Annotated in this window: 13 protein-coding genes; 5 read left to right on the top strand and 8 right to left on the bottom strand. The window is 64.5% G+C overall.

Translation table 11 applies throughout. The features are described from left to right. From DOM45_RS01865 to DOM45_RS01855, 3 genes are all read right to left on the bottom strand, one after another. Nucleotides 1-306: P-II family nitrogen regulator (locus tag DOM45_RS01865; protein ID WP_110597808.1), on the bottom strand; the 306-nt coding region annotated here is incomplete at its 3' end. A 172-nt stretch (nt 307-478) separates the two neighbouring features. Continuing rightward, complete coding sequence (locus DOM45_RS01860) at nt 479-1,729, bottom strand: ammonium transporter (protein WP_110597807.1); 1,251 nt, start codon at nt 1,727-1,729, stop codon at nt 479-481. Nucleotides 1,730-1,754: 25 nt separating this feature from the next. Then, entirely contained in the window at nt 1,755-2,093 is a 339-nt protein-coding gene (locus DOM45_RS01855; RefSeq protein WP_071231037.1) for a P-II family nitrogen regulator, read from the bottom strand. A gap of 267 nt (nt 2,094-2,360) precedes the next feature. Between DOM45_RS01855 and DOM45_RS01850 the strand changes: the two genes are divergently transcribed. Both DOM45_RS01850 and DOM45_RS01845 read left to right on the top strand, forming a co-directional pair. Then, nucleotides 2,361-2,687 carry an accessory factor UbiK family protein gene (locus DOM45_RS01850; protein ID WP_110597806.1) on the top strand — a complete coding sequence of 109 codons (327 nt, stop codon included), beginning with the start codon at nt 2,361-2,363 and terminating at the stop codon, nt 2,685-2,687. Nucleotides 2,688-2,863: 176 nt separating this feature from the next. Further along, on the top strand, nt 2,864-4,384 hold the full coding sequence (locus tag DOM45_RS01845) for a YifB family Mg chelatase-like AAA ATPase (RefSeq protein ID WP_110597805.1): 1,521 nt from the start codon (nt 2,864-2,866) through the stop codon (nt 4,382-4,384). 13 nt (nt 4,385-4,397) lie between these two features. Here DOM45_RS01845 and DOM45_RS01840 read toward each other — a convergent pair whose 3' ends face one another. Genes DOM45_RS01840 through DOM45_RS01830 form a run of 3 tightly spaced genes read right to left on the bottom strand, consistent with a single transcriptional unit; the run spans nt 4,398 to nt 7,024 of the window. Beyond that, nucleotides 4,398-5,510: an aminotransferase class I/II-fold pyridoxal phosphate-dependent enzyme gene (locus tag DOM45_RS01840; RefSeq protein ID WP_110597804.1), complete on the bottom strand. Its 1,113-nt coding sequence runs from the start codon at nt 5,508-5,510 to the stop codon at nt 4,398-4,400. A gap of 24 nt (nt 5,511-5,534) precedes the next feature. After that, nucleotides 5,535-6,032, bottom strand: coding sequence for a hypothetical protein (locus tag DOM45_RS01835; protein ID WP_110597803.1), 498 nt, complete (start codon nt 6,030-6,032; stop codon nt 5,535-5,537). Then, nucleotides 6,029-7,024 carry an alpha/beta hydrolase gene (locus DOM45_RS01830; protein WP_110597802.1) on the bottom strand — a complete coding sequence of 332 codons (996 nt, stop codon included), beginning with the start codon at nt 7,022-7,024 and terminating at the stop codon, nt 6,029-6,031. Before DOM45_RS01830 ends, DOM45_RS01835 begins: the two co-directional genes overlap by 4 nt. A 249-nt stretch (nt 7,025-7,273) precedes the next feature. Between DOM45_RS01830 and DOM45_RS01825 the strand changes: the two genes are divergently transcribed. Further along, nucleotides 7,274-9,454: a malate synthase G gene (locus tag DOM45_RS01825; protein ID WP_110597801.1), complete on the top strand. Its 2,181-nt coding sequence runs from the start codon at nt 7,274-7,276 to the stop codon at nt 9,452-9,454. A 381-nt stretch (nt 9,455-9,835) separates the two neighbouring features. After that, a complete protein-coding gene (locus DOM45_RS01820; RefSeq protein WP_110597800.1) occupies nt 9,836-10,252 on the top strand; it encodes a PaaI family thioesterase in 417 nt (138 codons plus the stop codon). Between the two features lie 56 nt (nt 10,253-10,308). On the opposite strand, the gene DOM45_RS01815 is transcribed toward DOM45_RS01820, so the two are convergent. Beyond that, nucleotides 10,309-11,526, bottom strand: coding sequence for an MFS transporter (locus DOM45_RS01815; RefSeq protein WP_157958324.1), 1,218 nt, complete (start codon nt 11,524-11,526; stop codon nt 10,309-10,311). Between the two features lie 104 nt (nt 11,527-11,630). On the opposite strand from DOM45_RS01815, the gene DOM45_RS01810 reads away from it, so the two are divergent. Further along, nucleotides 11,631-12,554 (top strand): LysR substrate-binding domain-containing protein, encoded by a 924-nt coding sequence (locus DOM45_RS01810; protein ID WP_110597798.1) that lies wholly within the window; start codon nt 11,631-11,633, stop codon nt 12,552-12,554. A 407-nt stretch (nt 12,555-12,961) separates the two neighbouring features. On the opposite strand, the gene DOM45_RS01805 is transcribed toward DOM45_RS01810, so the two are convergent. After that, nucleotides 12,962-13,348: a DUF423 domain-containing protein gene (locus tag DOM45_RS01805; protein ID WP_110597797.1), complete on the bottom strand. Its 387-nt coding sequence runs from the start codon at nt 13,346-13,348 to the stop codon at nt 12,962-12,964. Between the last annotated feature and the right edge of the window lie 34 nt (nt 13,349-13,382).

The following is a 13,382-nucleotide window of genomic DNA, read 5'->3' as shown; positions in this document are numbered from 1 at the left end:
AATCCGAATGACCTGCTCCAGCGGCGAGACGAAGATCTTGCCGTCGCCGATCTTGCCGGTATTGGCCACCTTGGTGATGGCATCGATTACCTGGTCGCTCATGCCGTCGTCGACGGCGACTTCCAGCTTGATCTTGGGAAGGAAGTCGACCACGTATTCGGCGCCACGGTAGAGCTCGGTGTGGCCCTTCTGGCGACCGAAGCCCTTGACCTCGGTCACGGTGACGCCCTGCACGCCGATCTCGGACAGAGACTCACGCACGTCGTCCAGCTTGAACGGTTTGATAATGGCGGTAACCAGTTTCATGGAAGTTCTCCTCACGTGCGATAGGCGGATGATGTGCGCTCAACTCTTTGAGTGGCCGTTCGAATGCCCGACAACTAACTAGTAGTTTAAGCATACACCGCCGATCGCGGGAATTAAAAAAGGCCCCCCGAAGGGGGCCAGGGGAGCACGCCAGCTCACTCGGTGTGTCGGCTCACTTCTTGCCGACGTTGAATTCAGGATAGGCTTCCATACCGCATTCCGCGATATCGACGCCTTCATATTCTTCTTCTTCGGAGACTCGGATACCCATGACGGCCTTGATGATGCCCCACACCACCAGGCTGGCGATGAAGGTCCAGGCGAAGATGGTCGCGATTCCCAGGAGCTGAGCGCCGAACGTGGCGTCGCCGTTGGAGAGCGGTACGGCGAGCAGGCCCCAGATGCCGACGACGCCATGGACCGAGATCGCGCCGACCGGGTCGTCGATCTTCACCTTGTCGAGCGTCACGATGGCGATGACCACCAGCAGACCACCGACAGCGCCGATCAGCGTTGCGCCAAGGGCAGTGGGAGCCAGCGGCTCGGCGGTGATGGCGACCAGGCCGGCCAGCGCGCCATTCAGCGCCATGGTCAGGTCCGCCTTGCGGAACCACAGCTTGGCCAGAATGATCGCGGCGATGACGCCGCCGGCAGCCGCCGCGTTGGTGTTGACGAAGACCTGAGCAACGGCGTTGGCTTCATCGACATTGGACACCATCAGTTCGGAGCCGCCGTTGAAGCCGAACCAGCCCAGCCACAGGATGAAGGTTCCGAGCGTTGCCAGCGGCAGGTTGGAGCCAGGGATCGCGTAGATGGCGCCGTTCTTGCCGTACTTGCCCTTGCGAGCGCCCAGCAGCAGCACACCGGCGAACGCGGCCGTGGCACCACAGAGGTGGACGACGCCAGAGCCGGCGAAATCCTGGAAACCGGCCGCGTCGAGGAAGCCGCCACCCCATTTCCAGTAGCCCTGAATCGGGTAGATGAAGCCGGTCATGACGACTGCGAAGAGCATGAATGCCCACAGTTTCATACGCTCGGCGACGGCGCCGGAGACGATCGACATTGCGGTGGCAACGAAGACGACCTGGAAGAAGAAGTCGGAGCGTGCGGAGTAGTAGACGTCGCCGCCGCTGGACATCACGTCGTCGACGCTGTTCTCTGCGCCGATCAGGAAGCCGAGGTTGGGCAGGAAGCCACCGCTCTCGCTGGAGTACATGATGTGATAGCCCACCAGCAGGTACATGGTGCAGGCGATGGCGTAGAGAACGACGTTCTTGGTCAGGATCTCGGTGGTGTTCTTGGCGCGGACCAGTCCCGCCTCGAGCATGGCGAACCCTGCCGCCATCCACATCACCAGGGCGCCCGTCACCAGAAAGTAGAAGGTGTCGAGTGCGTAGGAAAGTTGAACTACTTGATCATTCATTCTTTTGTCTCCTCGTTCCGCGCCGTCAAACGGCGTCGGCCCCGCGTTCCCCGGTACGAATCCGGATCACATCTTCGAGTGGCGTGACGAATAGTTTGCCGTCGCCGATCTTGCCGCTGTTGGCGGCATTGCGGATCGAGTCCAGCACACCATCGACACGATCGTCTTCGACAGCGACCTCCACTTTCACCTTCGGCAGGAAATCGACGACATACTCCGCGCCGCGGTAAAGCTCTGTATGGCCTTTTTGACGACCGAACCCTTTCACTTCGGTGACGGTGATGCCTTGCACGCCGTTATCGGCCAGCGCTTCGCGCACATCGTCGAGCTTGAAGGGTTTAATGATGGCGGTGATGAGTTTCATCCCTTGTCTCTCCCGTAATCGGCTTGCGCCTTCAGGTGATAGGCAGGACACATGCCATTTGCCGATGAGGGTAAAAAAATCAATAAGTTGTTGGTGGTCTCGAGTGCGGCCGCTAGCGATGCGTCGCCGCCGAGGCCAGTGATTGCACCAGAATCATGCAGGCCGGTTTTGTGGCTGCACCTTTTATGCGCAGGCGTAAAGCCGGGAGTTTGCGTAGACTTGAGTGACAGGTCATCGAAGACATCGGGAAATCAAGGAGACAATTTCATGTCGGCACAGGATCGGTTCGAGCGTCTGACCAGGCAGCTGAGTGACAAGCTCCATGGTGCCTCCCAGGCGCCGGGTGACATCCAGCGCAACGTGCAGGGGGTATTGCGGGGCGCCATGGAGCGTATGGAGATCGTTTCCCGGGAAGATTTCGACATCATGATGGAAGTGCTCCAGCGCACGCGTGAGCGTGTCGAGGCGCTGGAGGAGCAGGTGGCGGCGCTGGAGAACACACTGCAGAGCGAGCAGGCGGCCCAGCCCCGCGTGGAGCCCAGCACTCCGCCAGGCGACGACACCGATGGCAGCGCCCACGGAACCAAACCCTGACCACGCCGGAGCTGACTCCAGTTGATTCGTGTCGCCGCCGGGCATCCTCGCCCGGCGGGTGGCGGCGATCGAGTTGCGATATCACGTAACATTATGTAGTTGTAGGGCCATGAAGGATGTCGCCCCGGCATCTCCTGGCCTGCGGCGACTGCCCAGGTGCCGACCTGGGAGCTCCCATGACGCTTGCCATCGTGCGCGCCCGCGCCAGCCTCGGACTCGAGGCCCCCGAAGTGCTGATCGAGGTTCATCTGAGTAACGGTTTGCCGGGGTTGACGCTGGTGGGCCTGCCCGAGGCCGCGGTCAAGGAGAGTCGCGAACGGGTTCGCAGCGCGCTCATCAACGCCGGTTTCGAGTTTCCTTCACGTCGCATCACGCTCAACCTGGCGCCTGCCGACCTGCCCAAGGATGGCGGTCGCTTCGATCTGCCCATTGCACTGGGCATTCTGATGGCGTCTGGCCAGGTTCCCGTCGAGGCGGCCGAACGGCTCGAAGTCGTCGGCGAGCTGGCGCTGGACGGCGCGCTGCGGCCGGTCACGGGCGCACTCCCGACGGCACTGGCGGCGCGGCGCTCGGGCCGGGGGCTTATCGTTCCGCTCGCCAATGCCGATGAGGCGGCATTGGCCGACGGCGTCGAGGTGTTCGCGGCGGGGCATCTGCTCGAGGTCGTGGGCCATTTACTCGGTCGCGAGAAGCTCGTTGCGCACCAATTTGGCGCGCCCGTCAACGCGGAACTGCCCCAACCGGACATGGCAGATGTCAAGGGGCAGCATCAGGCGCGCCGGGCGCTGGAGGTCGCGGCGGCGGGTGGTCACAACCTGTTGCTGGCGGGGCCGCCAGGCACGGGCAAGACCATGTTGGCGAGCCGGCTGGCCGGCATCCTGCCGCCGCTGACACAGGATGAGTCGCTCGAGGTGGCGGCGGTGCGGTCGGTGTGCGGGCTGCCGATCATGGAGCGCTGGGGGCAGCGGCCGTTTCGCAATCCGCACCACACCTCGAGCAGCGTGGCGCTGGTGGGCGGCGGTGCGCGGCCGCGGCCCGGCGAGATCTCGCTCGCGCACCAGGGCGTGCTGTTTCTGGATGAACTGCCGGAGTTCGACCGCCACGTGCTGGAAGTGCTGCGGGAGCCGATGGAGTCGGCGCAGATCCTGATTTCCCGGGCCAATCATCAGCGCCGCTTTCCGGCCCGTTTTCAGCTCGTCGCGGCGATGAACCCCTGCCCGTGTGGCCATCTCGGCGATCCGCGTCAGCGCTGCCACTGCAGCTCCGCCCAGATCCAGCGCTACCAGTCGCGGCTGTCTGGACCGCTGCTGGACCGGATCGATCTGCAGGTCGAGGTGCCGGCGCTGCCGGCCACCCAACTGACCGATCAGACGCCTGGTGAGTCTTCCGCCAGCGTGAGGAAGCGGGTTCTCGCCGCCCGCCGGCGCCAGCAAGCGCGGGGCCATCTCAACGCCCATCTGCCCGGCCCCGAGCTGGAAGCCGCCTGCGCCTTGTCCGCGTATGAGCGGCAGTGGTTCGCCAGCGTGCTGGATCGACTCAATCTTTCCGCGCGGGCCTATCACCGCGTATTACGGGTGGCGCTGACCCTGGCCGACCTCGGCGGGGAAGCGCGGGTCGGCAAGGCGCAACTGATGGAGGCGATCGGCTATCGCCAGCTGGACCGCATGCTGAAGGCCAACGATCCCATGCGGGCGTAATTCGGGATACGACTCATCCCTCGTTCCGCAGTGTCGACGCCAATGTCTCGAGCCTGCCCGGCACCAGGGCGTCATCCAGCGCGCTGATCCGCAGTAGATGGCCCAGGGCCGGATGCGCCGGGCGGTGGATCACCGTGCCTTCCCCCAGCAGTTGCCGATGGATCGCGCTGGCGCGCTCGGCGTCGCTCAGACGCAGCGCCACGAAATTGGTCGTGCTGGGGAGCACATCGCCGCCGCATTCCCGCAGCCAGGCACTCAGGGCCTCGCGCCGGTTTACCACCGCGGTCACGTGCTCGCGGGTCTCGTCGGGGTGCGCGAGAACGGTCTCCGCGGCCGCCAGGGCCAGCGACGAGACGGCGTAGTGAATCCTCACTTTCAGCAGCATGGCGTGGGTTTCCGGCGTGGCGATGGCGTAGCCCACGCGCAGGCCGGCGAGGCCATGGGCCTTCGAGAAGGTGCGCAGGCGAATCACGCCGGGCCAGATGGCATTGGCGGCCGGCGACGCCGCATCGTCGCGGAAATCATGATAGGCCTCGTCGAGGACCAGGGTGCAGTCGTCGGGGAGGGCGTCGCGAAGCGCCAGCACGTCGGCGTCGTCGTGGAGATGGCCGCTGGGATTGTCGGGGTTGGCGAGATAGACCACGCGGGCACGCTCGCGATTGGCCTCGGCCGCCAGGGCGGCGAGATCCGGCGCCAGCAGGTCTGCGCGACTGGTGTAAGCGACTTCCCGTTGGCGGCAGCCGTGTCCCTGCACGAAGTAGCTCCAGGTGGGGTAGGTACCGGCGCTGGTGACCACGGTATCGCCCGGTTCGCACAGGGCGCGCAGTGTCAGCGCCATCAGGCTGTCCGCGCCCGCATCCACCAGCAGCGCCTCCATCGGCAACCCCAGGGTCTCGGCCAGTCGCTGGCGAACCTGCCACGCCTCGGCATCGCCGTAGGTGCGGGCGAGGTCGGCGACACCCTTTCCGAACCGGGCCTTCAGAGCCCGATGCGGCATGTCGAGTCCTTCGTTGGAGCCGATACGGTGCGGCAGGGCATGCCCTAGCCTGCGCTCCAGCGCCTGCAACCCGGGGAAGGGGTTGTGGGGGCCATCTTGATTGCCGAGGTGGCGAGCAAAGCGTGACATGAATATCTCTCTCGGACGTGAAAATCAGGGGGATTCGGTGGTTCTGGGCAGGGCATCGGGGTCGAGGGCGCCACTGGCTTGCCACTGCCAGTGCTCACCGCCGGGTTGGGAGAGATCGAACTGCAGACGATAGGGCTGCAAGGTCCGGTCGCTCAATCGCAGCGGGGGCGAGTCGGCCGTCAGTTCGGCTTGGAGCAGCCATTGTCCGTCGACTCGCGCCGACATTGAGGCTGGCGCCCAATCCAGGACATGGGGAGCATTCTCGTTGCTCAGCAACGCCCGCCCCAGTGCCTCGTTCAGCGCAGCCGGGGTGATCGGCAGCGTCTCGGCGACTTCCGCGGGGCGCAGCAGGATCGTGATTGCCGGGGTGTCCTGCGCGGACCAGGGGGGAGAGGCCAGCAATCCACGGGCGGCGTTGGCGGCGAGGCCCTTCAGTGCCTCGCGGGCATCCGGTGGCGACTGGCTGAGACCGGCGCATCCGCCCAGCATGAGCAACACGAGCCCGGTGATCAGCGATTTCATGGCGCGGGCAGCGGGTCGGGGGGATGGGTCGCGGCGAAGCGCGTCAGAAAATCGTCGAGCGCCTCGAACAGCAGGCGGCGAATCGGCTCCGCCTCGTTGACCAGATGGTGGCGGGCATCGGGATGACGCACGATCTCGGCGCGGGGGAACTTCCTGCGGAGCGCCTTGAGATTCCAACTCCAGTCGACGGTCAGGTCCTGTTCTCCCTGCAGGATCAGCACCGGCAACTCGCTGGGTGGCCGCTTGAGCAGGGTCGGCATCCAGCGGCGCATGGCCGTGACCCAGGTCAGGGCCAGATGGTCATCCTGCAGGGGGTCGTGCAGACGCAGGAAGTCGGCGAAATCGAGATTGGTGGTATTGGCGCGATACTTTCGCGGGATGGTATCCACGAAAGGACTGGCGATACGGTGTAGCCAGCGGGATTGATTCCAGCCCCAGGGGCGGACCAGGGGCGCCAGCAGCACCAGCCCTTGCCACGGTGCCTGGTCGCCGCGCGCCAGCGCGTCGGTGGCCACGATCGACGCACCGGTGCTCTGGCCGATCGCCAGCCACGGCCCCGGCGCCAGATGTCGTTCCGCGATCTGGCGTTCGATATCGTTGAAGCACTTCACGTAATCGGTGAAGTCGTCGATGGTGGCACGGGCCCCGCTGGAGAGCCCATGGCCGGGCAGATCCCACATCACCACCTGCCAGCCGAGCGTCAGCAGGCGTTCGAGCAGGTGACCGTAGAGACCGAGGTGATCGAAGTAGCCGTGGACCACGAAGATCGTTCCCCGAGGCGACGGGGGCGCCCAGACCTGGACCCAGAGGTCGAACCTCCTCTCCTGCTCTCCCTCGGCCTGGAGAAAGCCGGCATGGAGTTCCAGGTTCTCGATGCTGCCCAGCAGCGCCGATAGCCGGTAGTGGTCGAGGTAGTCGGCCAAGGGCGAATCGGAGGGCGTCTTGATGTGATGAAGCGGGCCAACCGCCTTCAATGGCGAAAAGTCGAGCATGTACGTGTCTCCTGATCCACCTATGCTACTCGTCGTGCGCTACCGAGACCATGACAGGGTGCGGGAGACGATGATCGATAGCTCGGGATGCGAAGGGAGGACGAAGGTCGGGGGAGACAACGCCCGAGCGGCTGACTATGATGCCGTATATTCTATGGAAATATTTTCCACAAACGGTTCAGTGGGCACGATGGCGTCGCGATCGAGGCGGCGGACGTGACCTGAGCGACTACCGATCTGGAGGCGAACATGACATCCGACACGACGAAACGTACCACTCATCACCGGCTGCGGGTAGCGACAGCGCTCGAGCGCTTCATTGTCGACGAAGTCCTGCCGGGTACCGATATCGACGTCGATGCCTTCTGGGCCGGCTTCGACGCGCTGATCCACGATCTCGCTCCACGTAATCGCGAGCTGTTGGCCGAGCGCGATCGTCTTCAGCAACAACTCGACGACTGGCATCGCGACAATCCCGGCGAGATCAAGGATATGGCGGCCTATCGCGCCTTCCTCAAGAAGATCGGCTATCTGGTGGACGCCCCCGCGAAGGTCCAGGCCACCACGACCAACGTGGATGACGAGATCGCGCGGCAGGCCGGGCCTCAACTGGTGGTGCCGGTCAATAACGCCCGCTATGCGCTCAACGCTGCCAACGCCCGCTGGGGAAGCCTCTACGACGCGCTATACGGCACCGACGTGATCAACGAGGCCGATGGCGCCGAGAAGGGGAGCGCCTACAACCCCAAGCGCGGCGACAAGGTGATCGCCTACGCCCGCAACGTGCTCGATATGGCCGCCCCGCTGGCGACCGGTTCGCATCGGGAAGCGGTCGGTTATGTCGTTCGTGACGGTCGGCTGTCGGTCAAGCTGGAGGGCGGACGAGACACCGGCCTGAAGAATCCGGGCCAGTTCGTCGGCTTCCAGGGCGAGGCGCCATCGCCCGACGCGATCCTGCTCTCCAACCACGGCCTGCATCTCGAGATCCAGATCGACGCCGAGCACCCGATCGGCAAGACCGATCCCGCGCACGTCAAGGATCTGCTGGTCGAGGCGGCGGTGACCACGATCATGGATTGCGAGGATTCGGTGGCGGCAGTCGATGCCGAGGACAAGACGCTGGTCTATCGCAACTGGCTCGGGCTGATGAAAGGCGATCTCGAGGAGCGCTTCGACAAGGGCGGCAAGACCGTCACCCGACGACTCAACCCGGATCGCGACTACACCTTGCCGGACGGCGGCTCCCTGACCCTGCCGGGCCGTTCGCTGATGTTCGTGCGTAACGTCGGCCATCTGATGACCACGCCAGCCATTCTCGACGACGAGGGTAACGAGATCCCCGAGGGCATACTGGATGCGGTGATGACCTCGCTGATCGGTCTGCACGACCTGAAGCGGGAGCGCGGCAACTCGCGCGCCGGTTCGCTCTACATCGTCAAGCCCAAGATGCACGGGCCGAAGGAAGTCGCCTTCGCCGACGAGCTGTTCGGACGCGTCGAACAGCTGCTCGGGCTGCCGACGGCCACGCTGAAGATGGGCATCATGGACGAGGAGCGCCGGACCTCGGTCAACCTGAAAGCCTGTATCGACGCAGCAGCCTCGCGTGTCGCCTTCATCAACACCGGTTTCCTGGACCGCACCGGCGACGAGATGCACACCGCGATGAACGCGGGACCGATGCTGCGCAAGGGCGACATGAAGGGCAGCCGCTGGATCGGCGCCTACGAGCGCAGCAACGTCCAGATCGGCCTGGCCTGCGGACTGCGGGGCCGAGCCCAGATCGGCAAGGGCATGTGGGCGATGCCGGATCTGATGGCGGCCATGCTCGATCAGAAAGTGGGCCATCCCAAGGCGGGTGCCAATACCGCCTGGGTGCCGTCACCCACCGCGGCGGTACTGCATGCGCTGCACTACCACCAGATCGACGTGGGGGCGATTCAGCGCGATATGGAGGAGCAGGGCGAAGTGGATCTTCTCGACGATCTGCTGACCGTGCCGGTCGACCCCGAGGCGGCCTGGAGCGCCGAGGAGATCCAGCAGGAGCTCGACAACAACTGCCAGGGCATCCTTGGCTACGTGGTGCGCTGGGTCGAGCATGGGGTGGGCTGCTCCAAGGTGCCGGACATCCACGATGTCGGCCTGATGGAGGATCGTGCCACGCTGCGCATCTCCAGCCAGCACATCGCCAACTGGCTGCATCACGGCATCGTCGACGAGGCCCAGGTGCGCGAGACACTGGAGCGCATGGCCAAGGTGGTCGACGGCCAGAATGCCGACGATCCGGGCTATACGGCGATGACATCGCATCTGGCGGACTCCACCGCCTTCCAGGCGGCGTCGGACCTGATCTTCAAGGGCCGCGAGCAGCCTTCCGGCTACACCGAGCCGTTGCTGCATCACTGGCGGGCGGTGGACAAGGCCAAGGGCTGAGAACCCTTTACAAACGCCTGCATGGGCGTCGGGTGCAAGGCGAAGCGAGGGCCTCTGCCAGGGATGGCAAAGGTAGCGCCCGGGGATGGGTCTACAGCGCCCTCGCAACGCCTTGCCATCGAGCAAGCCCATTCCGGCCACCGGTGTGAAAGAAACAGTAGGCAAAGCCCGACAGCCGTCCGACTTCGACGCCAGCGACCCCGGTCGCTGGCGTCGGCGTGTGTGGGGCGGCGCTGCGGTCGCGATGATCGATGGGATAGGCCGGTGCGTCCGGCTGTGCCTGATGCGCGGCTTGCGCTATCTTGGGCGCATCGTTCTCGAGCGTCCTGTGCCTGGGCATGAGGTCCGGCGTGCCGAGAACCGCTGCCGGGGGAGAGTTCGATGACCGTGATGACCGCCGCCGAGATCGAGGATTACCTCGACGACGTCTTTCCACATCGCCAGGGGACCATCGAAGCGGTCGACCACCTGCGCGCCACCATGAGCCTGGCGATCGAGGACGAACACCTCCGCCCCGGCGCCAGCGTATCGGGGCCATCGATGATGGGGCTGGCCGACGTCTGTCTCTACGTGGCGATCCTGGCCGAGATCGGGCCCGAGGCGATGGCCGTGACCAGCAGCCTCAACTGCCACTTCCTGCGCCGTGCCCGCGGCGACCGGGACCTGATCGCCAATGCGCGCATCCTCAAGCTGGGCCGACGGTTGGCGGTGGGGGAGGTGCAGCTCTTTTCCACCGGCGACGACGATCCCGTGGCACTGGTCACGGCGACCTATGTGCTGCCGGATCGCGACGATTGATCGAGGGCCCCAGGGTTACGGCGAGCACACCTGTCCATTCTCGATCACTGGGGCACTCAACGTGGTAGACGCCATAGGCGCCCCACGGCGAGTATCTGGAGTGCGATCATCAGCGAAAAGGTCCAGCGCCAGGCGGCTTCCGGGTAGTGCCCGTTGGTTTGCGACCAGAGTTCTATCATCCAACCTACGGCGTACTGGAGCATGAATCCTCCCAAGGTTGCGGCCATATTGAGCAGGCTGATCAGCCGTCCGGATAGGTGTGACGGTAATTCGGCCGCGAGCCAGGCGTAGGTGAGAATAGGGCCGACGGTGAGCAGCCCGAATGCGATCCACAGCAGATTGATGCCAGGCAACGGCAACCAGACGATCATGCCCTGCACCGCGACGAAACCGATCGACATGAGTCTCATCGGTCGAATCAACGGTACGCCACGCCGGAGCAAGCGGTCGGTGATCGCGCTGAGCAATAGCTGGCCTACCACGATGGCTGTCGCCAAGCCCAGCAGGTAGAGAGCGGTGACTCTCTCGCTCAATCCGGCCACTTCGCGCATCCACCCGCCCGCCCAGAGCCCTTGCCAAGCCAGCCAACTACCTTCACAAAGCAGCGTCATCGGCCAGAGTCGCATGAACAGTGGGTGGCGCATCACCGCCATGAGCCCGACCAACGAGGCGCCACTGGTCTCGCGCTCGGCGGGGTGGGTGGGCACCACCGCCCAGATCAAGAGGGCAAGTAGCAGCGTAACCACCGCCAGCGCGTGAAAGAGCGTTTGCCAATCGAGAACCCTGAGCAGCGCCTCGGTGGGCAGGGTAGCCAGTAGCGCACCCAATCCCGCCAAGCCCAGCAGCGTGCCGTTCGCCAGCGCCAGCCGCTCGGCAGGCCACCACAGTACATTGGCCCGGTAGGCACCTGCCCAGCAGGCGCCCAAACCCACTCCCATCAGCAGTCGTCCAGCCAGGGCGGCCCGGTAGTCTGGAACGGTGAACAGCCAGGCGCCCAGTGCCGCCACGACCATGAAGGAAGCGACGGTTCGGCGTGAGCCAAAACGATCCAGCAACAGGCCTGACGGAATCTGCACCAGCGCCAGTGCCAACAGGAAGACGCTGGAGAGAAGTCCCAACTGCTCGGGGCCGATATCGAGATTCTGGCGCAGCGCCGGCGCGATCACGCCATTGACGTTGCGATAGAGCTCCGAGATCAGGTAGGCCAGCATGAAGGGAGTAAACACCAGCAAGAGACGCGCTCTGCCGGAGATGTGATTATCGCAGGTTTTCACGGTGTCTCGCGGCCATTGGAATTTGCTGAAATCGTAGTATCTGGCTGCGACGACGACGATCGCGTAATACGCTGGCAAAACCTGCAACTTTTTCAGGTATCGAAATGACACGAAGCACGCTTCCCTACCATGCCCTTCACGTCTTGGTGGCCGTGGCCGATCGTGGCAGCATTCGCGCTGCCGCAAGACACATTGGCCGTTCGGAGTCTGCCGTCAGTCACCTGCTCAAGGATCTGGAGCGACGTCTGGGGAGGACATTGCTGGAACGTAAAGGGCGCGGCATCGAACTGACGCCGCTGGCTTTGCGCTATGTGAGCCGGCTGCGCGAGCCCTTTCACCACATCGACCAGGCAACGACAGAATTCGTCGCCGAGCCGCTACCCCAGCATGTCGTGCTGACGCTGCCACCGGCGCTTGCCACGCTGTGGCTGGTGCCAGCCATTACCGATTTCGAGCAGTCGCTGCCGGAGGTCGAGCTGCGTCTGGTCACGACCAATCGGACGCTGGATCTCTATCGCGACGGTATCGATCTGGCGATCCGCTACCGCGCCGATGGCCGCTCTGGCGGGCAGGCCATGCTGACGCTACCGGAGTACGCCTTTCCGGTCTGCGCCCCGTCGCTGGCCGAGCGGCTGCGACTGCAGCCGTCGGCGCTGGGGGAGATGCGGCGTCTGATCAACGACGCCCATTACGAAGAATGGTCCCTCTGGCAACGCACTCTGGATGAGCCGGTCGTACTTTCCGCATGGACCGAGCGGTTGGCCGACTCCACCCTGACGTTGGAAGCGGCGGCGCAGGGATATGCCTTGGCCATGGGACGTACGCCGTTGGTCAATGGCCTGCTGACGTCGGGTCGCCTGTCCGCACCGCTGGGAACCCACTATCCCACTGGTGCCATCTATGAGGTGGTGTTCAACGAGCGGTCCGCGCGTTCGGAGGCCTGTCGACGAGTCACCGACTGGATCGGCCAGCAATTCGCTCTTTCCTCCCGGACAGGGGAAACGTCGACATCCATACCGTCGTCTTGAACGGCGATACCCTGTTGGTTCCTGATTTCCCCGTCTCGACGATGACCCCGTGGCGCTGATCACGGCGACCTATGGGCTGCCGGATCGCGACGATGGATCTCCGTTGACTCGACCACGGTCACGACCTGGGCCCTGTCCGGGAAGGGCAGCGCTCGCGCATGTGGCGTTGAAACGTGGCTCACGGAACAAGGTTCAGAACGTCCGAAGGACGACCCGAAGGGCGAGCGGGGCGAATCACCGGCTCATTTGCCCCCGTCCACCAGGGCACCAACCCGATCTGCTCTCGGCTCGCCACATCCTTGTCGCTCGTGCTTCGTGCGGCGGCGTAGCCCCAATCGTCGATCTTGACGATGGGTCACCGACTTTTGCCTTGCCTCTCCCTTGGTCGTCGACTTTTCAGGCAATACCTAGCTCGTGGCCGGACGCTGTCGCCATGCGCTCCACGCCAGCACCAGCCACCCCGCCATCAGCAACAGGCCGCCGAAGGGCGTGACGATTCCCAGCGCTCGCATTCCGCCGAGCACCAGCAAGTAGAGCGAACCGCTGAACAGCACCATCCCCGCGAACCACAGCCAGATCGCCAGCCTCTGGCCGCGCAGGGCCTGCTTCCCCTGCCAGCCGAGCACGGCCATGACCGCCAGCGTGTGCCACGCCTGGTAGCGCACGGCAGTATGAAAGACCTCGAGATCGCGCGGCGACAGCGTGTTCGCCAGCGCGTGAGCGCCGAAGGCACCGGCCGCCACGATCAGGAACCCACTCAGGGCGGCAAGAAACCAGGGCCACTTTTGGTGCATGTTGCGACTCCTCGATGGCGGCTATGCTTCTAGA

The sequence above is a fragment of the Salinicola lusitanus genome (assembly GCF_003206045.1).
Taxonomy (GTDB): Bacteria; Pseudomonadota; Gammaproteobacteria; order Pseudomonadales; family Halomonadaceae; genus Salinicola; species Salinicola lusitanus.
This window is presented reverse-complemented; position numbering and strand designations above follow the sequence as displayed.